Annotated in this window: 17 protein-coding genes; 5 read left to right on the top strand and 12 right to left on the bottom strand. The window is 69.4% G+C overall.

The features are described 5' to 3' along the window. Window positions 1-47 precede the first annotated feature (47 nt). From VGB24_RS17320 to VGB24_RS17290, 7 genes are all read right to left on the bottom strand, one after another. The gene (locus tag VGB24_RS17320) at window positions 48-1283 is read right to left on the bottom strand and encodes a hypothetical protein (RefSeq protein ID WP_331074203.1); all 1236 of its coding nucleotides are present in this window, start codon (window positions 1281-1283) and stop codon (window positions 48-50) included. 44 nt (window positions 1284-1327) lie between these two features. Further along, window positions 1328-1849, bottom strand: a complete 522-nt coding sequence (locus VGB24_RS17315) for a hypothetical protein (RefSeq protein WP_331074202.1) — start codon at window positions 1847-1849, stop codon at window positions 1328-1330. A 48-nt stretch (window positions 1850-1897) separates the two neighbouring features. Next, on the bottom strand, window positions 1898-4180 hold the full coding sequence (locus VGB24_RS17310; protein ID WP_331074201.1) for a DUF11 domain-containing protein: 2283 nt from the start codon (window positions 4178-4180) through the stop codon (window positions 1898-1900). A 737-nt stretch (window positions 4181-4917) separates the two neighbouring features. Continuing rightward, window positions 4918-5334 carry a hypothetical protein gene (locus VGB24_RS17305; protein WP_331074200.1) on the bottom strand — a complete coding sequence of 139 codons (417 nt, stop codon included), beginning with the start codon at window positions 5332-5334 and terminating at the stop codon, window positions 4918-4920. Between the two features lie 108 nt (window positions 5335-5442). Next, window positions 5443-6915 (bottom strand): sensor histidine kinase, encoded by a 1473-nt coding sequence (locus VGB24_RS17300; protein WP_331074199.1) that lies wholly within the window; start codon window positions 6913-6915, stop codon window positions 5443-5445. Next, window positions 6912-7316, bottom strand: a complete 405-nt coding sequence (locus VGB24_RS17295; RefSeq protein WP_331074198.1) for a response regulator — start codon at window positions 7314-7316, stop codon at window positions 6912-6914. Before VGB24_RS17295 ends, VGB24_RS17300 begins: the two co-directional genes overlap by 4 nt. A 17-nt stretch (window positions 7317-7333) precedes the next feature. Beyond that, window positions 7334-10105, bottom strand: a complete 2772-nt coding sequence (locus VGB24_RS17290) for a response regulator (protein WP_331074197.1) — start codon at window positions 10103-10105, stop codon at window positions 7334-7336. A 118-nt stretch (window positions 10106-10223) separates the two neighbouring features. On the opposite strand from VGB24_RS17290, the gene VGB24_RS17285 reads away from it, so the two are divergent. From VGB24_RS17285 to VGB24_RS17270, 4 genes are all read left to right on the top strand, one after another. Further along, a complete protein-coding gene (locus tag VGB24_RS17285; RefSeq protein ID WP_331074196.1) occupies window positions 10224-10823 on the top strand; it encodes a TetR/AcrR family transcriptional regulator in 600 nt (199 codons plus the stop codon). A gap of 142 nt (window positions 10824-10965) precedes the next feature. Next, window positions 10966-12696 carry a glycosyl hydrolase family 8 gene (locus tag VGB24_RS17280; RefSeq protein ID WP_331074195.1) on the top strand — a complete coding sequence of 577 codons (1731 nt, stop codon included), beginning with the start codon at window positions 10966-10968 and terminating at the stop codon, window positions 12694-12696. 176 nt (window positions 12697-12872) lie between these two features. Then, window positions 12873-13505 carry a hypothetical protein gene (locus tag VGB24_RS17275; protein WP_331074194.1) on the top strand — a complete coding sequence of 211 codons (633 nt, stop codon included), beginning with the start codon at window positions 12873-12875 and terminating at the stop codon, window positions 13503-13505. A gap of 1033 nt (window positions 13506-14538) precedes the next feature. Beyond that, the gene (locus VGB24_RS17270) at window positions 14539-15618 is read left to right on the top strand and encodes an AI-2E family transporter (RefSeq protein WP_331074193.1); all 1080 of its coding nucleotides are present in this window, start codon (window positions 14539-14541) and stop codon (window positions 15616-15618) included. Window positions 15619-15636: 18 nt separating this feature from the next. On the opposite strand, the gene VGB24_RS17265 is transcribed toward VGB24_RS17270, so the two are convergent. Beyond that, a complete protein-coding gene (locus tag VGB24_RS17265) occupies window positions 15637-17805 on the bottom strand; it encodes an ATP-binding protein (RefSeq protein WP_331074192.1) in 2169 nt (722 codons plus the stop codon). A 243-nt stretch (window positions 17806-18048) separates the two neighbouring features. On the opposite strand from VGB24_RS17265, the gene wrbA reads away from it, so the two are divergent. Next, complete coding sequence (wrbA, locus tag VGB24_RS17260) at window positions 18049-18732, top strand: NAD(P)H:quinone oxidoreductase (protein ID WP_331074191.1); 684 nt, start codon at window positions 18049-18051, stop codon at window positions 18730-18732. An 856-nt stretch (window positions 18733-19588) separates the two neighbouring features. Here the strand turns inward: wrbA and VGB24_RS17255 are convergent. The 4 genes from VGB24_RS17255 to VGB24_RS17240 all read right to left on the bottom strand — a co-directional run bounded on the left by VGB24_RS17255 (window position 19589) and on the right by VGB24_RS17240 (window position 22945). After that, on the bottom strand, window positions 19589-19843 hold the full coding sequence (locus VGB24_RS17255) for a twin-arginine translocase TatA/TatE family subunit (protein ID WP_331074190.1): 255 nt from the start codon (window positions 19841-19843) through the stop codon (window positions 19589-19591). A 320-nt stretch (window positions 19844-20163) separates the two neighbouring features. After that, entirely contained in the window at window positions 20164-21351 is a 1188-nt protein-coding gene (locus VGB24_RS17250; RefSeq protein WP_331074189.1) for a polysaccharide deacetylase family protein, read from the bottom strand. 116 nt (window positions 21352-21467) lie between these two features. After that, window positions 21468-22076, bottom strand: a complete 609-nt coding sequence (locus VGB24_RS17245; RefSeq protein WP_331074188.1) for a hypothetical protein — start codon at window positions 22074-22076, stop codon at window positions 21468-21470. 47 nt (window positions 22077-22123) lie between these two features. Then, complete coding sequence (locus tag VGB24_RS17240; protein ID WP_349263935.1) at window positions 22124-22945, bottom strand: undecaprenyl-diphosphate phosphatase; 822 nt, start codon at window positions 22943-22945, stop codon at window positions 22124-22126. Window positions 22946-23681: the final 736 nt, after the last annotated feature.

The following is a 23681-nucleotide window of genomic DNA, read 5'->3' as shown; positions in this document are numbered from 1 at the left end:
CACCCGCGCCCGTGCGCATGAAGATGCACATCCCGAGAGCCATCACGTTACTTGACCGTTACCTTGATCCAGAAGTACCGGCTGGCGCCATCCGCCAGGGAACCGGTCAGCGTACCCGTCACCGTGCCGGTGCCGGCATTGTACAGGACGGTCCAGCCCGGGGCGTCGGCCGCGTTGGAGACGTACGTCACCTGGCCGGGCAGGACGTCGGTCACCACCACGCCGTCGGCTTCCTGGTCGCCGTTGTTGGTCACCGACAGCTTGTACCAGATCACCTCGCCGGGGAGGACTTCCTCGCCCGTGGTGATGGGGTCGGTCTCGTCCGCCGCGTCGTTCACGGCGTCGTGCTTGTACGCCCCCTTGCTCATCGCGACGCTGGGGCGAGTGATCGTGATGTCGTAATCGCCGGTGTCGTCGACGTTGGTGTCGTCGGCGCTGGTCGCCGTCAGCACGATGCCGGTGGTCCCGCCGGCCGCGATGGTGAAGTCGATGGTGTACTCCACGCTCACCGTCACCGACTCGCCGGCGTCGAGCGGCACCGAGCCCCCCGAGATGCCGGTGCCCGTCACCGACACTACGGTGATCCCCGGCCCCGGGCTGGTGCCCAGGGTGAACGTGTCGGAGTCGCTGCCCTCGTTCGTCACCGTGAACGTCTCGGTATGCGTCCCGGGGAAGCGCGTGATCGCCTGGTTGTCCGGGGTCACCTCGACGCCGTCCTGGTCCGGCGGCTGGATGGTCGCGACGTCGTCGTCCGTCTCTGCGGCATCGCGGTGCGAGCGGGCCGTAAGCGTGATGGCGATGCTCTCGCCACCCTGGCCCTCTTCCACCGAGTAGACGACGCCCACGGTGATGCTGCCGCCCGCGGCGGTGCTGTCGTCGGCGAGGACGGCGGCGTTCAGCAGGGCGAGCGTTGCGTACGGGTTGCCCTCGAACGTGTAGCCGGTGATGCTGACGCCCGTTCCGGGGACGACGCCGGTCACGTTGAAGAAGTCCTTGCCGTTGCCCTTGTTCTCCAGCGTGAAGCTGGCGGTGTTGCCCGTGGTCGGGCTGTTGGGCGTGAGCGTGCCCGGCCCCGTGACGTCCACCACGGCCAGGTAGCCGACGGTCACCTCGACGGTGTCGGCCACCGTCGGGTACTCCGTGCCGTTCTCGTCCTCGTAGTCCACGGTGGCTACGTTGCTGATCTTGGTACCTTCGGGCGTCATCTGCGCCGCGGCCGGATTGGCCAGCGCAAACGGCGCCAGCGCAAGTACGGCGAGCAGCGCCCGCCTGAGCATCTTCATGGTCGGAGGGTCCTCTCCTGTGGGTGGGTGTTGCGTGGTGAAAATCATGTCCCGCGCGGGGCGGGGGGGGGCGCCGAGCCCGCGTCGACGCGGGCGTCGAACTCGGCGGTCACCGTGGCGCCGGGCGCCACGCTGCCGTCGATGGTCCATCGAACGTGGGTATAACGCTCGGCAGGCACCGGGCGCCGCTCACCGGCCACTTCCTCCATGGGCCGCGCCGAGAACGTGCGGCCGCCGTCGGCGGAAAACTCCAGCCGCGCGTCGCTGCGGCTGCTGGTCGCGGATCCGCCCACGAAGCGCATCCCCGCCGCCAGGGGGTTAGCCAGCTTGACCCCCCGCACGCTGGCGGTGCCGGGGTTGCGGAACGAGAGCCGGTAGTGCAGCACGTCGCCGGGACGCGCGTGCTCGTCGGACCGGGCCTGGCCACGGTCGGCCTCTGCCCGGGCTGTCCGGTTTTCGACCGTCACGGCCAGCGGGGATCGGCTTGCCTGGCCGCCCTGTGCGGCTGCCGGCTCCACCACGCAGCAGGCGAGCACGGCACCGAGGAGGATGCTCCGTATGTTCATTTCCATCTCCGTCGAAGTGTTGAGAAACTCAGGAATTGCGCGGGAAATCTACTTGATGCGGGCCACGAAGCTGATCGATCCGGCGGACGTCGCGGGATCCGGGGGCAGGGTGCCGGCCAGCCGCCACCGGACGTGCCGCACGCAGCGGTCGTAGCCCGTTGGCGCCCCGCAGCCGGCCGAGGCGGGGATGTAGGTCCAGTCGGTCCCGTTGACGGAGTACTCGACTGTAGCGGTCACTCCCGATGGGAGGGTTTCGCCCGCGCTCCCCAGCTTGAGGTCGACCTCGACCGGAACGCGCTCCACCAGGATGACTCCGGCGGCGAGCGCCTCGCCCCGGTTGCTGAACAGGCCGGTGAACGTCAGGTCGCTCCCCGGAGCGAGCGTTCCCGTGGGAGTCACCTGCTTGGTCAGCGTGACCGCCGGGGACACGCGGCGAATGTCCACCCACCCTTCGGAGCGGAGGGTGGTGTCCGCGACGGCGCGCGCGCGCAGGAGCTCCAGGTTGATCGCCGTGTCTCCCGGCGCCAGGCGGTACCACACGGTATAGCTCGATGTGCTGCGGGCGGCGAGCGTCACCCGCGCACTGTCGGGCCGGGTCTGCGAGGTGATCCCCGGGCCCCGCAGCGAATCCACCGTGATGAAGACGCCGGGGGTGGCGGCCGTTCCCGCCAGCCGCGCCAGCAGGTCGTAGCTGCCGCTGGCGCTCGACAGGTTCTTCACCGTGAACACCTGCTCGTACGCCACGTCGCGAAGCCGCGGGAGCGGAGACGCGACACCCTTCGGGGTGACGTCGATCGAGGTGCTGAGCGTGGTGACGACCCTGCTCGACGGCTGAGTGCCGTTGTTGTTCGCGCCCGTGGGGTCGTAGGTGGCCCCCGCGGAAGCACTGATGTTGGTGATCGTCGTCAGCGAGGACGGAGCGACGGCCGTGATCGTATCCGTCCGCGTCGCACCGTCTGCCATCAGGCCCACGCTCCAGGTGACCACGCGGCCCGCGACGCTGCCGGCGTTCGTGGCCGAGACGAAGGTGACCCCGGTGGGGAGCGTATCCGTGACGACGACGCGGAGAGCCGGGTCGGGGCCGTGATTCGTCGTCGTCAGCACGTAGCGGACGGTGTCGCCGACCACCGCCGTCGCGGGTCCGGACTTGGTCGAAGCGAGATCGGCGGTCCCGACGATCACCGTATCGGCGTCCGTGCCCAGGCTGGTGAGCCCCGCGTACCCGCCCGCGTTGTTGACGTACTCGCCGGCGGCCGAAACAGTGCTCGTGTACTGGAGAGTGATGGAGCCGCCCGCGGGGAGCGCGTAGGAGGTTCCGGTGGAGCCACGCCACGCCAGGCGCCCGGTGGCGCCGGAGGTTGGAACGGATCCGGAGTTGGCCGCCGTCACTCCGCTCGCCGCGGTGAGGGCCGCGTAGGTCATTCCGGCGGGGAGCTGGTCGATGATGGAGTCCATCTCCGACGCGAACGCCGACGGATTCGTAATCGTCACCGAGTACGTGACACTGCCTGCCGCGGGGAGTTGGCGGGGCGTCGCGGTCTTCGACACGGTGAACGGGTTGGTCGCCGCGGGAAGGCTGGGACCGACGAAGCTCTCGTAGTTCGACGAGTACTTCAGCTGCCCGCCGCTGAACTGGTTCCCGTACGGCCGGGCGCGCGACGTCACTCCGGCGCAGAGATACCGGAAGAAGTAGCGCACGGTGATCGGCTTCCCCGACCCCGTCTGCTGCTGCGTGGCCGCTTTGAACGGGACGTCCTCCGTGCCCACGGGGTAGGCCGTCACACCCGACGACACCACCCGCAGCTTCATCAGCTGGAAGCAGCCGGCGTTGAAGTCCTGGTTCCCGGCTACCTGCAGGTTGTACGTCTCACCGACGTTCACGCCGCCGAACTCGTAGTAGACGTCGAACTCGATCGTCTGGCCCACCACGGCGCCCGGCCCGAGGATGCCGTTCATCAGCACGCCGCCGGCCTGTGCGCTCACCATCGAGAAGGTGGTGACCGTGCCGCTGCCCGTCGTCACGCCGGCCGTCAGGTCGCTGACGCTCACCGTGAGCGTCGACGCATTGCCGAAGGTGCAGGGATACGCGACGAACCAGTACAGGATGCGCGAAGCACCTGGCTCGAGCGCCCCGATCCACTGCTCGGCTGCTTGCCCGCCCCCGAGCGCGATCCCGTTGGCGAAGCCCGCGATCGTCGCGCGGAGGTTCGTCTGGCGCACGCCGCTGGAGTTGCTTACCCGGAAAGCCACGTAAGCGGCACGGGGTCCTTCCAGGCAGGGCTTGTTGCTGTCGAGCGTCAGGTTGGGCGAGCTGATCATCGCGATGCTCACCGCGGGAGCCACGTTCCCGATCGGGAACGACGGCGGATCTGCGCCCAAGGCCGTCGAGGCGGCCAACAAGGCGATCGCGGCTGCACCGGCCGAAAATCGCGCTCGGCGCAGCCCCGCCGAAACGGGCCCTATGCCGGGGCGCCCACAGATTGCCCAAATAGGACTGAACCGCAGGAACTTTGCGGATAATACTGGCACGTTGAAGAAGCGAACGGAGGAAGTGGAGTAGCCCGACGAAGCGCGACGCGGGGAGGACCAGTGGAGCGGGTACTGAGATGCAGAGGAGCCAACGGCTGCTGCTGGCGCGGTACCTTTGTGCAAGTTTGTGCCCACCGAGGCAATTCTGGCCTAAATGGATGCGGCAAAACAACCTGGAGAGTTTCGCACGTCGTCCCCTTACGGCAACGCGTTCCCAAACGGGATCATAAACGCGTTCCCACGTGGGAACATTGTTCGTGACTCACCATCGCGTGTACCCGAAACGCCAGGCTCCGGGTTCGTTCCAGCGGTCTCGTGACGCCTCGCTGCAGGGGTGCCGGGGTGGTCGGTGGGGCGTGCAAAGGCTCGCCTGGCGCCTTTGCACAGAAGGCGCTTTCATTGATCCATAGGCAAAAGTCCAAGATCTATGCGGGATTCGCTTATTTCGACGCGAGTAGAAATTATCGTGCAGGGTGGTTCACGCTGGGGAATTGGCGTGATCTCCCCCTGGAAGGTGCGGGGGCCGCTACGACCTGAAGCTAGTCCGGCGGGCGGGCGCCCGTTCCGGGCCGGATCGCCAGCGCTTCTACGAGCACGCCCTCGCTGGGATCGTATTCCTTCACCCTCAGGGCAGACCCGTTGGTCCACTCCACCACGATGCGGGTGGGTGCGCGCTCCACCGCGGCGGCTTCGTACGGGGGCCAGCCCGGGCCCGCCAGGCGGTCGCCTTCTTCCAGCTCGGACGCCTGCTTGACGCGCCGGACGCGCTCCGCCGAATCCGCCGGGCTCACTACGACGGCCACGCCCGGCGGAAACTCGTCCCAGCGCCGCTCGTCGCCGCAGCGCCAAAGGACCTGCATCATCCCGCCCTGCATTTCGGCCGCCTCAACCACCCAGCGCTGGCCGTCCCGCTCCCGCGAATCGCCGGGGCGAAGGTGTTCCGAATTCCTGATCATCTGGACGCACGTCGTTGTCGGACCCATGGCATGGCGGTCGCGCCACCCCTGACGGTACGGCCGGAGAGCGGCATCCTGCAATCCCCGTCCACTTCCCGCCGGTTCGGGCTAATCCGCCGGAGCGGTGCGGGGGAGGTGTACGGTGAACGTGGTGCCGCCCTCGTCCGAAGCCACCTCGATGGTCCCCGCGTGGGCGTGCACGATGCGCTCGGCGATGTACAGCCCCAGCCCCAGGCTTCCCGACGGCCCGCTGGCCGCGCTCGCCGTGGAATCGCGCGGCTTCATGGGGTGAAAGATGCCCTTCAGCTGCTCGGGGGGAATGGCGGGTCCCCGGTTGTGCACCGCCACCGTGATCTCCTCGCCGCCACCGCCCACCGTGACGGTGACGGGCGTGCCCTCGGAGCCGTGCTCCAGCGCGTTGCCCACCAGGTTGCCCAGCACCTGGGCGATCCGCGCCGCGTCCCACTCGCCCCGCTCCTCGCCGCGGGCGTGCACCTCGATGGGCCGCTCCGGGTGAAGCGCGGCAAGCTCGTCCACCACCTCGTGCACCACCTTGCCCATGCTCACGTCGCCGCGGACGATGGGGATGCCCCCGCCCAGCCGGCTGCGGGTGAAGTCCAGCAGGTCGCCCACCATGTGCACCATGCGCGTGGAGCTGCTGGCGATGCGCCCCATGAGCGTCAGGTGGGGCTCGGCGAGTTCGCCCGTGTCCAGCATGAAGCGGGCGGAGGTGAACACCACCCCCAGCGGCGTGCGCAGGTCGTGGCCCAGGATGGCCAGGAACATCTCCTTGGAGTTGTCGAGCTCCTCGGTGTAGCGCGAGACGGACTCCGCCAGCGACTGGTCCACCGCCTCGTTGAAGCGGGTGAGGTCATCGACGTCGGCGGGGGTGAGCTCGCCGTGGGCCTTGGTCCACAGCCGGATGACGCTCGCGCGCAGGGCGCGGTACTCCGAAACCATCTGCTCGATGGTGAACCCGCTGCCGGCCCGGTCGGCGCCGTGCTCCTCGGCCGCGGTGGCCGCCGAAGCCTCGGCCGCGGGAGCGTTCCCCTTGGACTTCTCCGACTGCTCGTCCCCGCCCTGCTCCGTGCCCAGGTCGGCGGCGATCACCTTCAGCATCTCGGCGGCGTGGTCGCGCAGCGCCACGATGTCCATCCCGCCGCTGGCCGGCGTGCACGTGCGGGCGAAGTCCTCCCACTCGGCCAGGATGGACTCGGTGTTGTCCGTGATGAACCGCGCCAGCGGCACGCGCGCCGGGCCGGAACCCGGCGCGGCGGGCTTGGTGGACTCTGCCGGCTGCGTGGACTCCGCCGGCTCCCTGGACTCCACGGCTTCCGGGACGGGCGTGGCCGGGCGGATGCCGAAGAAGTTGTCCTCGATCAGCCGCAGCATGCGGTAGCCCGCCGCCTTCACCTTCTGAAGGTCGGGTACCAGGCTCTTCCCCTCGCCGTCCTCCGCGCGCTCCACCAGCAGCTCGACGTAGCCGATGATCTGGCCCAGCGGCGTGCGCAGGTCGTGGATCAGCCCGGGTGGCAGCGCGTGCCGGGGCGCGTCGTCGGCGCGGCGGGCGGGGGCCGTCACGCCCGCGGCTCCGCTCCCGAAGGCGCCAGGGCGGCCGCCCTGCCCAGCAGCGCCTCGATCTTCCCCAGCAACCGCGGCAATTCCACCGGCTTGGTGTCGTAGTCGTCGCAGCCGGCCTCCATGGCCTTGCCGCGGTCGCTGGACATGGCGTGGGCCGTCAGGGCGATCACGGGAATCCCGCGCGTGGCCGCGTCGGCCTTCAAGCGGCGGGTGGCCTCCCAGCCGTCCATCACGGGAAGGCTCATGTCCATCAGCACCAGGTCGGGGGCCTGGGTGCGGGCCATCTCCACCCCGCTTTCCCCGTCCACCGCCAGCACCACCAGGTAGCCCTTGCGCTCCAGCCGCCGCGACAGCATGTCGCGGTTCATCTCGTTGTCTTCCACCAGGAGAATCTTGGTCATGGCGTCGTCGAGAGCGCTCACGCGGGAACCGCGCGCCGCTCTTCTCCCTTTCTCGTGATCATGGGGCGCTGCGCGCCGTTGTCGCCCAGCAGGTCGCGAACGCGGTGCAGCAGTCCCTGGGGCTCGTCGCCCACCTTCTGGACGATGGTCTGCACGTAGCCGTTCAGCCGCTGCCGCTCGCCGTTGCTCAGGTCGTGCGACGTCACCACGACGATGGGAACGCCGCGCCACTCCGGGCGGCTGCGCACCTCTTCGGTGAACTCGAAGCCGTCCATCTCCGGCATCATCAGGTCCAGCAGGATCAGCCGGGGGCGCGCCTCTTCCATCACCTCCAGGGCCTCGCGCCCGTTGGCCGCCTCCGTCACCTTCCACCCCTCGGCCTGCAGCATGCCCTTCATCAGGGCGCGGGTGGCCTCGTCGTTGTCCACCACCAGCACCGCGCAGGGCCCGTCGGTGCAGGTGTACTTCTTCAGCAGGCGAGAGAGCCGCCGGCGGTCCACCGGCTTGGTGGCGAACTCGGCGGCGCCCAGCGAAAAGCCCCGGTTGGGGTCGTCGACCATGGTCAGCATCACCACCGGGATGTGGCGCAGCCCCGGCTCGGACTTCAGCGCCGTCAGCACGCTCCAGCCGTCCATCCCCGGCATCATCACGTCCAGGGTGATGGCCGCCGGCTGCATCTCGCGGGCCAGCCGCAGCCCCTCCTCGCCATCGCTGGCCACCAGGACGCGGTAGCCTTCCTTGCCCAGGAACTGCTGCATCAGGTCGCGCTGCACCGCGTCGTCGTCGATCACCAGCACGCAGCTGGCGTCGGCGGGGAGCGAGTCCAGGAGGGCCGGCCCGGCGCCGTCCACCGAGCCCAGCGCGGGCGCGGCCACGGGGCCGGGGTCGGCGCCGATGACCAGGGCGGGAAGCTTGATGGTGAACACGCTCCCCACGCCGGGCTCGCTGCTGACGGTGACGTCGCCGCCCATCATCTGGCTGTAGCGGCGGGTGAGCGCCAGCCCCAGCCCCGTGCCGCCGAACTTGCGCGTGGTGCTGGCGTCGGCCTGGGTGAAGTCCTGGAACAGCTTCACGATCTGCTCGGAGGTCATGCCGATCCCCGTGTCCGTCACCCGGCAGACGATCCACTCGCGCCCGTCCATCCGCTCGCGATGGGCGTCGACGGTGATGGTGCCCGACTGGGTGAACTTCACCGCGTTGGAAAGCAGGTTGAACATCCCCTGCCGCACCTTCACCTGGTCGGCGTGCATGCTGCCCAGCCCGGGGGCGATGGCCAGGTTCAGCGTGTTCGAGTTGGCCTGCACCAGCGGCTGGATGGTGGAAGACACCTCTTCGATCAGCGCGCCCACCTCGAAGTCTTCCAGGAACAGCTCCATCTTCCCCGCCTCGATCTTGGACAGGTCCAGGATGTCGTTGATCAGCGCCAGCAGGTGCTTGCCCGCGGTGCCGATCTTCTGCAGGTCGGCGGCGAACTCCGTCAGCTCGCGCTCCTCGGCCTCTTCGAACAGCATCTCCGAGTAGCCCAGGATGGCGTTCAGCGGGGTGCGCAGCTCGTGGCTCATGTTGGCCAGGAACAGGCTCTTGGTGCGGTTGGCGGTCTCGGCCGCCTCACGGGCCATCCCCACCTCTTCCTCGGCGCGCCGCCGCTCGGTGACGTCTTCCAGCCCCAGCACCAGGAGCTCGCCGTGGTGCCCCGCCTGCAGCCGGCGCGCGTTCAGCAGCATCACCCGCCGCCCGATGTCGGGAAAGTCGTGCTCCAGCTCGAAGTCGTTGAAGACGGAGCTGGCGGGGATGATGTCTTCCAGCAGGGTGCGCAGCGCGGGGATGTCCCACTGGCCGTTGCCCAGCTCGTAGATCAGCCGCGTCTCCGTCTCGTCGGCGGAGACCTCGAAGGTCTGGTAGAAGGCGCGGTTGGCGCTGTGCACGCGCAGGTCGGGGTCCAGGATCAGCAGCGGCTTGCGCACCGTGTCGACGATGTCCTGCGCGTACGTCTCGATGGCCTGCAGGTCCGCCTCGGCCCGGCGGCGCTCGGTGACGTCTTCCATGGCCAGCACCACCAGCTCGGCGTGGCTGGACGCGCGCAGCTTGCGGGCGTTCAGCAGCATCACCCGCGTTCCGATGGTGGGAAAGGTGTGCTCCAGCTCGTAGTCGTTGAACACCGAGCTGGTGGCCATCACCTCGTCGAGCAGGGTGCGCAGGTCGGGGATGTCCCACTGGCCGTTGCCCAGCTGGTAGATCAGCCGGTTCTCGGTTTCCTCCGGCGACACCTCGAAGGTGTGGTAGAAGGCCCCGTTGGCGCTGTGCACGCGAAGCTCGGGATCCAGGATCAGCAGCGGCTCGCGCACCGTGTCGACGATGTCGCGGGCATACGTCTCGATGGCCTTGAGGTCGGCCTCGGCGCTGCGGCGCTCGGTGACGTCTTCCATGGCCAGCACCACCAGCTCGGCGTGGCTTCCCGCGCGCAGCTTGCGCGCGTTCAGCAGCATCACCCGCCGCCCGATGGTGGGAAAGGTGTGCTCCAGCTCGAAGTCGTTGAACACCGAGCTGGTCTTCATCACGTCGTCCAGCAGCCCGCGCAGGACGGGGATGTCCCACTGGCCGTTGCCCAGCTCGTAGATCAGCCGGTCCTCCGTCTCCTCTTCCGAGACGCGGAACGTCTGGTAGAAGGCCCGGTTGGCGCTCCGCACCCGGAGCATGGCGTCCAGGATCAGCAGGGGCTCGCGCACGGTGTCGACGATGTCCTGCGCGTACGCCTCCAGCTCCGCCCCACGTGGCTTCCGTCTCAGCATCCGGCCCTCTTCTCTCGTTTCGGAACACCGGACGGAGTGTATTGACCAACCGGTAAATTCAAGCTAACGTATATCTACCAAACGGTCAATAAAATTCCTGGGATAGACGGGGGGAGAGATGCCGGGGAAGCGGGCTTCGGAAGACGTGCGGCGCGAGCAGATCCTGCGGGCGGCGTTCGAGGTGGCGGTGCGCGACGGCATCGGCGGGCTGACCATCCGGGCGGTGGCGGCCGAGGCGGAGCTGAGCCATGCGCTGGTGCTCTTTCACTTTCAGCGCAAGGAGCGGCTGGTTCACGACCTGCTCGACTGGCTGATCGCCACCACCCCGGTGCTGCGCGCGCCGCTGGAGGTGGCGGACCTTCCCCACGCGATGGACCGGCTGGACGCGGTGCTGCGGCAGGAGATGGAGCGGCTTGCGCGCGAGCCCCGGCACACGCGGCTGTTCCTGGAGTTCTGGGCCATGGGCGCGAGGGACGACGCCATCCGGGTGCGCATCAGCGCCGAGCTGGAGCGCTACCGGCGGGCGTTCCACGCCATCATGGAGGCGCTGCTGCGGGCGGAGCCGGCGGCGTTCCCCGGCGCCACGGCCGACGGGCTGGCGGCCCTGGCCGTAAGCTGGATCCACGGGTGCGCCGTGCAGGCCATGATCGATCCCGAGCACTTCGACACCGGCGAGTACCTGGCGGCCGTGCGCGGCATCGTGGGCCAGCGGGGGTGACGCGGGGTGCCGGCGATCCGAGCAATACAACATGCGTTTACTGTGTTTAGGGGCACATCCATTGCGCTCGGGGCCTGGGCACAGCGGAGCGGCCGGCGCACGGACGGCCCGCGCCCAGCCGTACCCTCGATGGAGGTGCCCCATGAAACGCAGCACCCTTGCCCCCCTCGCGCTCGCGGCGCTGCTGGCCGCCTGCGACGACCAGCCGACCGAACCCGGGACCCTCGCCTCGGCGGGCGGAAGCACTCCGCGCGCGGCGCTTTCGACCGCGGGGGCCACCCCGTACCCGTATCGGTGCACGCAGAGCCTGACCAGCAACCAAGCGGCGGCGAACGACGTGCTGCGAGCCAAGTACGAAGCGTGGCGTACGTCGCGGGTGTCCTACGAGGGTGCGTACGCCCGCGTGATGGCGGACGGCGACTTCACGTATACCGACAACAACGGCACCACGCAGGCGCTTCCGTACGCCACCATTTCCGAGGGCCACGCCTACGGCATGCTGCTGGCCGCGTACATGGGCGACAAAAAGACGTTCCACGCCATGGAGGCGTACCGCGACGCCAAGAAGAACGCGAACGGCGCAATGCCCTGGCTGATCAGCGCCGAGGGGGTGGCGGGCAACTCCGCCGCCACCGACGCCGACGAGGACATCGCCTTCGCGCTGCTGCTGGCCGACCTGCGCTGGGGCGGCTACTGGACGCCGCTGAACCAGGTGCTGGCGTCCATCAAGACGCACATGGTAGAGCCGGCCGGCTCCACGCACGCGTACCTGCTCAAGCCGGCCGACATGCCCCTGTCGTGGTGGCAGGCGGCCTTTCCGGGCTACATGTCGCCCGCCTGGTACAAGGCCTTCGCCACCTACACGGGCGACGGGTTCTGGACCCAGGTGTCGGACAAGTCCTACCAGTACCTCGCCAGCGTCGACGCCGTTTCGGCGTACGGCAACGGCGCGACGGGGCTGCTCCCCGACCGCACCACCCCCGACGGCACGCTGGACGCGGACACGGCCAAGCACCGCTTCTCGTGGGACGCCATCCGCGCGCCCTGGCGGCTGGCGGCGGACGCGGCGTGGAACTGCGACACCCGGGCGAAGGGCCGCGTCGACAAGATGAACGCCTTCTTCAACGGCACCGGCCCCGGCAAGGGCCCCACCGGCATCGGCTCCATCTACCGGACCAATGGGGAATTCCTGGACGACGACCTGTACGGCGGTCCCTTGCGCAACCCCTGGTTCTACGGCCCGCTCACGTCGGCGGCGCTCCTTTCCACCGACGGCGCGTACAAGGCCGGGATGTGGACGGAGACGGTGAACATGACCACGTTCCAGCGCTATGGCCACGAACTGGGCCTGTTGGGACTGCTGCTGGCCAGTGGCAACATGTACGACCCCCTGGCCGGCTACCAGCGGAAGGCGCTGGACGAGTTCGAGTCGGGCGACTCCAACCGGTGGTGGACGTACGCGGATGCCGGCGTGTCTACGCTGACCAAGGCGATGGTCTGGCCGGCGGCCATCGGCCACGGGATGAAGGTGACACACAACGTGGTGAGCTGGGCGGGGATCGGCACCACGGTGAACCAGGACTGGAGCGGGTACGGGGCGATCGAGTTCTGGATCGAAGGCACCAGCGCCGGCAACACCGTCCACGTTGAAATCGAGGACGCCGACGGCGAGCTGTTCCGTCACAGCTTCGTCAACGACTTCAGCGGATGGAGGTTCGCCAGCGTACCGCTGAACACGAGCGGCTTTCCCCGCCGCGGGTGGCAGCCGGTGGCAACCAACAACGGCATGACGCTCACCAACGTCAAGTCGTTCCGCTTCGAGCCCATGGGAAACGCCAGCTTCGGAGTGGACCGCATCGTCCTGGTCCCCTGACGGCGCGGCGGCGCCCGGCGAAGGACGAGAGGGCCGGCTGCCGCCGGCCCTCTCGTCGTTTCGCCGCCTATGGCGTCCGCGCCGGTTTGCCTTTCGCCCGCCCGGGTGCTAACAGGTGTGCGGCGGTTCTCACCAGGCGGGAGCCGCGAATCGCGCATCCTGTTACCGGCGGGCGAATGAATCAGCAGATGGTGCTGGAGATCGTGGGATACGTGGCCTCCGTGCTGGTGGCCGTTTCGCTGATGATGAGCAGCATCCTCAGGCTGCGCCTCATCAACCTCGTGGGTTCGGCGGCGTTCACCGTGTACGGCGTGCTGATCCACGCGTACCCGGTGGCGGTGGTGAACCTGATCATCGTGTTCATCAACCTGTACTACCTGCGGCAGATGCTGGGCTCGCGGGAGTACTTCAAGCTGCTCCGCGTGCAGCCCGGGTCGGAGTACCTTGCCGCGTTCCTGGACTTTCACCGCGCCGAGATCCAGCGGTTCCTTCCTGGCTTCGCCCACGCGCCCGCGGAACGGCAGCTCATCTTCTTCGTGCTGCGCGACATGGTCCCCGCGGGATTGTTCATCGGGGAGACGCGGGGCGACGGGGCGCTGCGGGTGGTGCTGGATTTCGTGATTCCGCAGTACCGCGACTTCAAGACGGGGCGATACCTGTTCGCCGACCAGGCGCACTTCTTCCGCGAGCAGGGCATCCGCGAGATCCTGAGTGAGCCCGGGAGCAAGGAGCACACGGAGTACCTGCGCCGGATGGGGTTTTCGCCCGGCGCGGACGGTGGAATGTACCGGCTGGCCGTGAGCGGGTGACGGAGTCGCGCGCGGGGTGAGGTTCAGGGGGGCGGGTGAACCGCGGCAACGCGCGGGTCCGGTGCCGTCCAGGGGCGGGTGAACCCGCGGCTGGAACAGCGGAAAGCCCCGACACGGGCCGCTGGCGCGTCCCGTTCGGGGCTTCACCTGCACGCATGCCGCACCTGCCGACGCGTGATGTCATCCCGATGGAGCGGCCACGCCCAAGTCGCGGCAGCACCAAACTTTGCAGCGACTGAGGGATCCGCCACACACCTCGGATAATGCCTCGTGGCTGCGGACGCACCTGGGCTGTTCTTCCCATTGGTGGGCGAGCGCGAACCACACGGGGTTCAATCGAGAGAGGGCGGCGGCTCGTCCGCGGGGTGTGTGGCGGATCCCTCGGTCGCTGCGGTCTTCCGTGCAGATGTCGAGGTCCCCCGTGGCCGCTCCGTCGGGATGACAATCGTGCTTCGGCGGGCAAGGTGCACGTGTGGTTGAAGCCCCGGGCGGGACGCGACAGCGGCCCGAGCCGGGGCTTTCCGCTTTCGAGCGGCGGGTTTACCCGCTCAACGGAGCCGGGGCTTTCCGCGTTCCCAGCGGCGGGTTCACCCGCTCACGGAGCCGGGCCTTTCTCCTTTCTGTGGGTTCACCCACTCACGGAGGCCGCGGCACTCTGACACTCGCGTGCGCTTCGATTGCTGTGGCGGATCCCTCGGTCGCTGCGGTCTGCGGTGGAAGGCGTCGGGGTTCCCCGTGGCCGCTCCGTCGGGATAACAATCGTGCTTCGGCCGGCGAGGCGCGCGTGCGGTTCACCCGCTCACGCGGCGGGGAGGTCCGCCAGCCTTGGCCACGCGCGTCGGGCTGGCTCCCTTCCCCCGCGCAGTTTGCGGGGGAAGGGTTGGGGGTGGGGGGCGGCCGCGGCATGCGCCGGCGCGTTTCGGAGCGCATCCTGGACCCGGCACGCGCCTCCCGCACTGGACGGCGCTCGCGCCCAGCCGCATCTTGTCCGCGCTACTCCTTCGCCTCTCTCCCCGGATCGGGCCCGCCCGTCATGGATTACGCACAGATCCGCCGTGGTCCCCTGCCCTTTCTCGTGGGCGCGGCCGCCGTCGTCATCCTGGTCGGCGGGATGCGCGCGGCGTCGGGAATCCTGAACCCCATGCTGATGGCGGGCTTCCTGGCCCTGCTCTTTCAGCCGCTCACCCGCAGGCTGCGCCGGTGGGGGATGGCGGGCGGGCTGGCGGTGACGCTCGTGGTGATCGGCGTGGTGATCTCGGGGCTGCTGCTGATTGCCTTCGTGGGCGAGTCGCTGCGGCAGATCGCCGTGGAGTTTCCCAGCACCCGCGCGGAGCTCGACGCCATGGTCGGCGGGCTCTCCGCCACCTTGGCCACCTACGGCATCGACGCTGGATCGTACCTGCAGAGCGCGCTCCGGGGACCGGCGGTGGGGCGGGCGGCGCTGAACGTGTCGGGGAGCCTGGCGGCCACGCTCAGCAACCTGGCGCTGACGATGTTCATCTTCGCCTTCATGCTGGGCGGCATGTGGCAGCTGGAGCGCCGCGCCCAGACGGGCTCGCGGGACCACAGCCCGCTGGCCGCGCGGTTCCTGGCGTTCTCGGAAACCATCCGCCGCTACATGGGCGTGCGCGCGGTGCTGGGGCTGGTGGCGGCCATCCTGAACTACGTGCTGCTGCTGGTGCTGGGGGTGGACTACGCGCTGCTGTGGGCAGTGCTCTCGTTCCTGCTGAGCTTCGTTCCCAACATCGGCTTTACCCTGTCGCTGGTGCCGCCCACGCTGCTGGCGCTGGTGGACAGCGGGTGGCAGACCGCGCTGATCGTCTTCATCGGCTACCAGGTGATCAACAACGTCCTCGACAACGTCATCGGGCCGCGGGTGGTGGGCAAGCAGATGCAGATGTCGGCGCTGCTCAGCTTCCTCTCGGTGATCTTCTGGGCGTGGGTGCTGGGCCCCACCGGCGCCATCCTGGCGGTGCCCCTGACCGTGCTGATCCGCGACCTGGCGTTCGGCCCGGTGTCGCCGCCTGACATCGGCCCTCCCCGGCCCGTCACCAGCTCCGCGGTCCCCGCTTCCCACGCGCCGGACCCGGCTCCAACGCCGAAGCCGGGCTGAACCAGCATCGCGCGGAAGTCAGTCCCCGAACGGCACCTCGCGCGGCAGGCGGACGGTGAAGCGCGTGCCCTGCCCCGGCGTGCTTTCCACCGACACGGCGCCGCCCAGCATCTCCGAAACCTGCCGCACCAGGGCCAGCCCCAGCCCCGTGCCGCTCACCCGCAGGTGCTTGGCGGTTTCTGCCTGGTAGAACGGCTCGAAGACGCGCCCCAGGTGCTCGGGCCCGATGCCGATCCCCGTGTCGGCCACCACGAACTCCATCTCGCCCTCCCGGGCAGTCACCTGCAGCTCCACCGACCCCGACTCGGTGAACTTGATGGCGTTGGAAAGCAGGTTCAGCAGGATCTGCCGGATCTTGCGCGCGTCCGAACGCATGGGCACCGGCCCGTCGGGCACCCCCACGTGGAACGCCAGCCCCTGCTGCCCCGCCAGCGGCTCCAGCATCTCGCCCACGCCCACCGCCAGCTCCACCACGTCGAACGCCTCCACGTCCACCCGCTCGCGCCCGGCCTCGATGCGGCTGAAGCTCAGGATCTCCTCGATCAGCTCCAGCAGGTGCCGCGCGCTGGCGCCGATGCGCCGCACCTGGGCCTGCGACGCGGTGGGGATGGCTTCGGGAATGCCCATCAGCAGCAGGTCGGAGTAGCCGATGGTGGCGTTCAGCGGCGTGCGCAGCTCGTGGCTCATGGTGGCCAGGAAGTCGGCCTTGGCGCGGTTGGCCTCTTCCGCGGCGGCGCGGGCCCGGCGCTCGGCGTCGTACAGGCGCGCGTTGTCCACCGCCACGGCCGCCCACGAGGCGATGCCCACCGCCAGCCGCTCGTGGGTTTCGCTGAACAGGGCGGCCCCCTCGTGCCCCAGGAAGATCCCCCCGATCACCTCGCCCGAGCTGGAGGTGACGGGCACCGCCAGGTAGCTGCGCACCGGCAGGTGCCCCTTGGGCATGCCGAAGTGCGGGCCCATCGTGCCGTACCGCGGGTCCTGGGTGATGTCGTCGCTGCGCACCACCCCCTCGCCCGCGAAGGTGGGATGGAACACCGGCGTATTGCGGGGATTGGGAAACTTCGAGAACGCCTCGCGCGGCACGCCCGAGACGGTGTACAGGGTGTACGATTCTCCGGCCTCGTTCTTCTGGTTGTAGAAGAAGGCGCCGAACTGCGCGCCGGTGAGCGCCGTGGCCGCGTCGGTCACGCGCTCCACCAGCGCCTCCAGGTTCAGCTCCGAGGCGAACGACTCGCCCAATGAATGGAGCGTCTCGGCCACGCGGGCGTGCTCGCGCAGCACCGACTCGGCGCGCTTGGCCTCGGTGACGTCGTAGTAGTGCTCGATCCGCCCGCCCGCGTACACGCCGGAATGGATGGGGCGGCTCCAGTGCGCCAGCCAGCGCCCGTCCTTGAGCCGGCACTCGAACTCGGCGACGGAGTCGTTGGCGGCGTAGATGGCCCGCAGCCGCCGCTCGAACTCGTCGGAATCCTCCACGCGGTGCTTCAGCTCCTCGTGAAGCAGCCGCCGCTTGTCGCGGCCCAGGATGCGCACCCGCTCCACGTCGAAGAATCGCTCGATCGCGCGGTTCACCCAGATCACCTGGAACTCCGCGTCCAGGATGATGGTGCCCACCTCCGACGTGTCGAGCGCGTCGTCGGCCAGGGCGCGGTAGCGCGCCTCGCTTTCGGCCACGGCGTCGCGCGTCTGCCGCCGGGCGGCTACGCGCGCCTGGATCTCCGAAACGGCCAGCGCCGCCAGGTCGTCCAGGATCTCCATGTGCTCGTCGGTCCACTCCCGCGGGTGGAAGTCGAAGACGCACAGGGTGCCCAGCGTGTGGCCGTCGTCCGTCGTCAGGGGCGCCGCGGCGTAGGCGGCGATCCCCGATTCCGTGGTCGCGCGGCTGTCGCGGGTCAGCGGGTGCTCGCGCACATCGGACACGCGCAGGGCCCTGGCCGACGCCACGACGTGCTTGCAGTACCAGGAGTCCAGCGGAACGGCCCCGGCCGAACTCCACGCCTCGGGCCCGTAGCAGGCCTTCGGCAGCTGCTCGTCGGCGGTGAGCAGGTTCACCTGCGCGACGGGCGCGTGCGTGGCGCGGGCAGCGGCGCGGGCCAGCCGGTCGAACGCCTCCACGCGCTCGCCCGCCAGCAGGTCCGCCGCGCGCAGCACGTCCAGCCGGGCGGGGTTCGTCAGTGTGGCGATCAACTCGTGCTCCAGTCGCGGTCCGTACGGCACCGGAACCCATCGAAAACATGGGGAAAAACCCGGTTCGCCGGCAGCCAGGGCGGCAAGAAGCACACCGCCTAACTCACGACAGGTTCTAGACCTGTCGGGTGGCCGCCGCCGGGTATGCCGCTTGCGTTTGCCCCGGCCCGCCAAAGCGCCTTAGTACTAAGATAATTGGTGCTGGCTGACGACAGACAACCGCGGAAGGCGAGGGAGAAGAGGATGGCGACGAACGTTCTGGTGATCTACTACAGCAGCTACGGGCACACGGCCCGGATGGCGCAATCCGTGGCCGAGGGCGCCCGCGGAGCCGAGCCCGACGTGGAGGTGCGGGTGGTGCGCGTTCCCGAGCTGGAGGAGGCGCGCCGCGCCATGTCGACGCAGGAGTGGTACGTAAAGGCGCAGGAGGCGCACGCCGACATTCCGGAGGCCACGCTGGACGATCTGCGCTGGGCCGACGGCATCATCTGGGGGATGCCTACGCGCTTCGGCAACATGTCGGCGCAAGTCAAGCAGTTCATCGACACGGCGGGCGGGCTGTGGGCCAACGGCGAGCTCGAGGACAAGGCCACGGGCATCTTCACGAGTTCGGCCACCATCCATGGCGGGCAGGAAACGACGGTCATCACGGGCCTGGTGCCGCTGCTTCACCTGGGGATGATCTTCGTGGGCACGCCGTACGGGCAGAACCCGCAGATCCTGACGACGGACGGCATCGGCGGCTCGCCGTACGGGCCGGGGACGCTGGCGGGGAACGACGGGTCGCGCCAGCCGGAAGAGCGCGAGCTGACGACGGCGCGCAACCTGGGAAGCCGGGTGGCCAAGGTTGCCCGCCGGCTGAAGAGCCTGCGCGCCACCCAGGAGCACGGCCAGCAGCCCGACGCGCCGCAGTACGAGGGGCAGTAGGGGGAGGCCCCTCCCCCGGCCCCTCCCCGCACGGTACTGCTGTGCGGAGAGGGGAGAAGGTCGATTGGGGTTCGAGGGGGTGCCGGTGCACTCGACGGAGAACGTGAGCGAGGAACAGTGCGCTTCGAGGAACCCGGCGCATGCCCCTGGCAGCCCTCTCTCCCCGGCCCTCTCCCCCGCAAGCGGGGGAAAGGGAGAATTCGATCGCGCTTCGATGTGAGCCGGCGCATGCCGCGGCCGCCCCCCTCTCCCTGCCTCTCCCCCATAAACCCCATGGGGGAGAGGAGCACTTCGGTCGGGGGTTCGATGGGCTGCCTGCGCACTCGACGGAAAACGTGGGCGAGGAACAGTGCGCTTCGAGGAACCCGGCGCATGCCCCTGGCAGCCCTCTCTCCCCGGCCCTCTCCCCCGCAAGCGGGGGAAAGGGAGAATTCGATCGCGCTCCGGCTGGTCTTGGGCACTCGACTGCGCGTGCAGACCGCGCAGGCGGACTTCGGGCCGTTGTTGCCGCGACTTTAGTCGCCCCAGCAGGGTCGGGGCCTCCGGTATGTGCTCGCCCGGCGCATCGGAATCCGAAGTGTACCCCCTCTCCCACGCTGTTTGTGGGAGAGGGTGGACGAGCCTAGGCGAGGACGGGTGAGGGCCCCACGGCAGCCGAGGCCCAAGCATCCGTGGACCGCTGCCGCGCCCTGGCTGGTACGTGGCCGCGGCTGGATCCTTCGGCCCGCGGAGTGTCTGCTTCGGGCGAGTGCAATGCGCCTGGCCCCAGGATGACAGGCCGGGGATGCACAGACAAACGAGAAGCGGCCCCCGGCATCGGTGCCGGGGGCCGCTCGTCACATTCCCTTCGCGCCGATCAGGCGACGCGGGTGGGCTCGCTCTGCACCGGGGCGGAGACGTCCGCGGTGCCTGCGGGAGGCGGCGACTGCAGGTAGTTCTGCTGCGCGTTGGCCTGGATCGACTGCTCGTCGAGCCCGTTCACCGCGCGCTTGAAGTCGCGGATTCCCTTGCCCATGCCGCCGGCCAGCTCGGGCAGCCGCTTGGCGCCGAACAGAAGCAGCAGCACGCCGAAAATCAGTACCAGCTCGCCGAAACCAAGTCCGAAAGGCATGGGAACCCTCCCTGTCGTCGAAAAAAAGAAAAGCGGAAGCCGTCGAGTACCTTCGTTTCACCGGCACCGCTCCGCGTCGTCGACGCAGGTGCCGTATCACAGCACCCAAGATAACCGCTTCCGCCGGGCCGGACAACCGCGCCGATCACGGTTCAGCCAATCCGGAAGTCATTGTCATCCACCGCCTTACAAAAGAAGTGCGTTAGTGCGTGAGTGCGTGGAGTGCGTGGAGTGCGTTAGTAACCCCCGGACGAGCCGGTTCGTCCGGGGGCCACTCGCACTAACGCACTAACGCACTCACGCACTAACGCACTTCCACCTCACCGCCCGGTCGTTCCCCCGGCTGCCGGTGCCGCGGGAGCGGCCGCGGCGGGCGCGCCGGCCACCTCGCGCGGCGTGCGTCCGCCCAGCGCCGAGCGGTTCAGGTACTGCCCCATGCTCGCGGGATAGCTGATGGTCCGCGGGTCGCCGTCCGAAATGTAGCGGTGCGTGGGGTCGGCCTCCCAGCGGCGCAGCTGCGCCTCCAGCGCGCCCGGCGCCACGATGAAGCGGTCCACCGAGTGGGGATCCCACCGCGTGTCCCAGGGCGTTACGCTGGGCCCGCCCGACACCTCCAGCACCACCTTGTTCTCGTAGCGCTTGCCGTTGCGGTACGTGCCCGCCCACGCCAGCGGCTTGTTGCGCGGCCACATGCCCAGCGGCAGCGCGAACGTCACGATGTCGTAGTCCTGCGGCAGGTACGCCTTGATGCTGTCCTCGCCGATGCCGATCCAGTCCTGCGCCTGCTGGTCGTTCGCCGCCCGGTCCAGCCGCGCGTGGTACAGGGTGTGGTTGCACACCTCGTGGCCGTCGCGGACGATCATCTCCATCTTCTTGCGGATGTTGGCCTCGCGCTGCTCCCGCGGCGTGTCGCGGTCCTTGGTCTCGCCAAAGAAGTTGGACGGATGGCTCGCGGCCGGCAGGATGCACCACACCATTCCGCCCGGCCCCCATCCCGGGTTCTCGCGCTTGAACGACATCCACGACCCCATCATGGTGTTGGGGTCTACCTCGCCGTTGCCCGTCAGGTAGAACTGGCCCCGCGTTGCGTCGTCCATGGTAAAGACGACGGGCGTGGTGCCGCGCGGGATGTCGATGTTCCCCTCCAGCACCTGGCGCATGGTCACAGGCCGGTACCCCGCCTCGTACAGGGTGCGGATGTCCTTGCGGAAGTTCTCCAGCGTGCGGACGAACTCGCCCTCGGGGCTGCCGGTGCGGTGGTACTCCAGCACCATGATGCGGCCCAGCTCGTTGGGCGGCAGCTGCGTGGTGGGCCCCGCGGGAAGGTTGTTGGCCGTCTGCCCGGGCTGCGCGCCCGACGCGGTGCCGGTGTCGCCCGGCGCGGCGGCCGTGGCGCTGTCGTTGCCCTGCTCGCCGTCGCCCTCGGCGTCGCCGCCTCCGCAGGCGGCCAGCAGCACCAGCAGCGCCGCGGCGGCGGCCTTCTGCGCCCACTCCGATCGGTTCATCATCTGCACTGGATATTTCGGGATGCACGAACGCCCGCCGGGGCGGGTCCGCGGCACACGCGCGGAGTTTCCGGCCCCGTCAGGCGCAAGGTTCGTGCGCGGCCGGGCCGCGCCCGCGATCACTCGTCGGACAGGCGCGGCAGCAGGTCGTCGGCCAGGCGGGCCAGGGCGCGCTGGTACACCATCCGCGCGCGCAGCTCCGGAAGGTCCAGCCGCTCCACGTAGTGGGCCACGGCGCGGGTGGGGTCGGCGTGCTGGTGCTGCTCCATCAGCTCCACGAACTCCATGGCGAAGCGGATGTGCGCCGTCACCAGCGTTTCCTCGGCGCGCGCGGCCGCCAGCTCCAGCCACAGGTTTTCTTCGTCGCTGCGCTGCTTGTGGCGGCGGATGTAGCGAAGCGCCCCCATGGGCGTGGCGTAGCGCCAGTCCCATCCCCATCCCCGGTGCCCCTCGCGCGCCAGGTCTTCGCTCACGTCGCGCTCGTCCATCAGCGCCACCGCCCGCGTCCCGATGGGCTCGGCCTCGTCGCCGTCCAGCTCCATCGTCTCGATGTAGCGGTCGATGGCCTCGTCGAAGGGCATGCGCGGCGCCAGGATGGCCACCAGGTCCAGCGCCAGGTTGGCGTGCACGTCGATCAGCGCCTCGCGCGCGGCGGCCTCGGTGCGGTCCAGCTTGCGGGCCAGGTCGGCGGGGAGCCGCTGGGTGAACAGGGACGATACGCTGGGCATGGAGTCGGGTCCGGGCCGGGGGAGGAGAGACGGGGCGCGGGGCGGCCTCAGCCGCCCCGCGTGGTCCACGCCATCGCGAGCAGCACCAGGCCCACGGCGATGCGGTACCAGGCGAACGGCACGAAGGTGTTGGTGGAGACGAAGCGAATCAAGGCCCGGATGACGACCATCGCCGCGATGAACGACACCACGAAGCCCACGGCGAACACCGGCGCGTCCGCCGCCGACAGCAGGTGGCGGCTCTTGAAGAGGTCGAAGCCGCTGGCGGCCACCATCACGGGGATGGCCAGGAAGAACGAGAACTCCGTCGCCGCCAGGCGCGACATCCCCAGCGACAGCCCGCCCATGATCGTTGCGCCGGAGCGCGACACGCCGGGAACCAGCGAAAGCAGCTGCGCCAGCCCCACGCCCAGGGCCGTCGGCGGGCGGATGTCGTCCACGCTTTCCGTGGTCACCACCCGCGTCTTGTGCCAGTGCTCCACCAGCAGGATGGCGATGCCGCCCAGGACCAGCGCGATCGCCACGATGGTGGTGTCGAAGAGCTTTTCCTTGATGAAGTCGCGCGCGAAGAAGCCCACCAGCGCCGCCGGGGCGAAGGCGATCAGCAGGTTCCAGATCAGCCGGCGGGCGTTGGGGTCGCGCGGCGCGGCGGCGAGCACCCCGAACACCTTCTGCCGGTACAGCCAGACGACGGCCAGGATGGCGCCCAGCTGGATGAAGACGTCGAACGTCTCGTGGTTGGCGTACGAGTCGAAGCCCAGCCACTTGCCGGCCAGGATCAGGTGCCCCGTCGACGACACGGGAATGAACTCCGTGGCTCCCTCGACCAGCCCCATGACGGCGGCCTTCAGCAACAGCATCACATCCATCCGATGTCCCTTCGTCCCGTTCCCGTTGTGCTGCGTGCCGGCCGTGCAGCGTGCATTCGGCTGGAGTGATCGGTCCTGCGCGGGGGGGCCCCTCCCCCGGCCCCTCCCCCGGCAAACTGAGCCGGGAGAGGGGAGAACTTCGATCTGGATAAGGCTGGGCTCCGCGCATGCCGCGGCAGCCCCCTCTCCCGGCCACTCCCCCGCAAACTGCGCGGGAGAGAGGGGAACTTCACGCCGGATGAGGCTGACTGCCGGTGAATGCCGCGGGAGCCCCCTCCCCCCGTCCCCCGTCCCCCGTCCCCCGCTGCGCAGGGGAGGGGGAGACCTGATTCGCGCTTCGGCCGGCTCGGCGCACCTCACTCCGCGAGCAGTCCGCGAAGGCGGACTTCGTGACGTTCCAGCCGCGGTTTCAACCGCCCGAACGGGGGCCAGGGCCATGCGCTCGACCAGAAAACGCACCCAATCCCGATGTGTACCCCCTCTCCCACGCTGTTTGTGGGAGAGGGTGGCACGCGTGTCAGCGCGGCCGGGTGAGGGCCCCACGGCAGCCGAGGCCTCGGCTACGGTGACCGCTGCCGCGCCCTGGCTGGTACGTGCCCGCCGCTGGATCCTTCGGCCCGCGACGGTGGTGCTACGGGCCGGTTCGGTGCGCCTGGGCCTCAGGATGACAGGCTCCGCCGCTTCGGCCGGGGTGACGCGCCGAACTGGCTCCCTTCCCCCGCGCAGTTTGCGGGGG

Origin of the sequence: Longimicrobium sp., assembly GCF_036399935.1 — a bacterium.
Taxonomy (GTDB): domain Bacteria; phylum Gemmatimonadota; class Gemmatimonadetes; order Longimicrobiales; family Longimicrobiaceae; genus Longimicrobium.
This window is presented reverse-complemented; position numbering and strand designations above follow the sequence as displayed.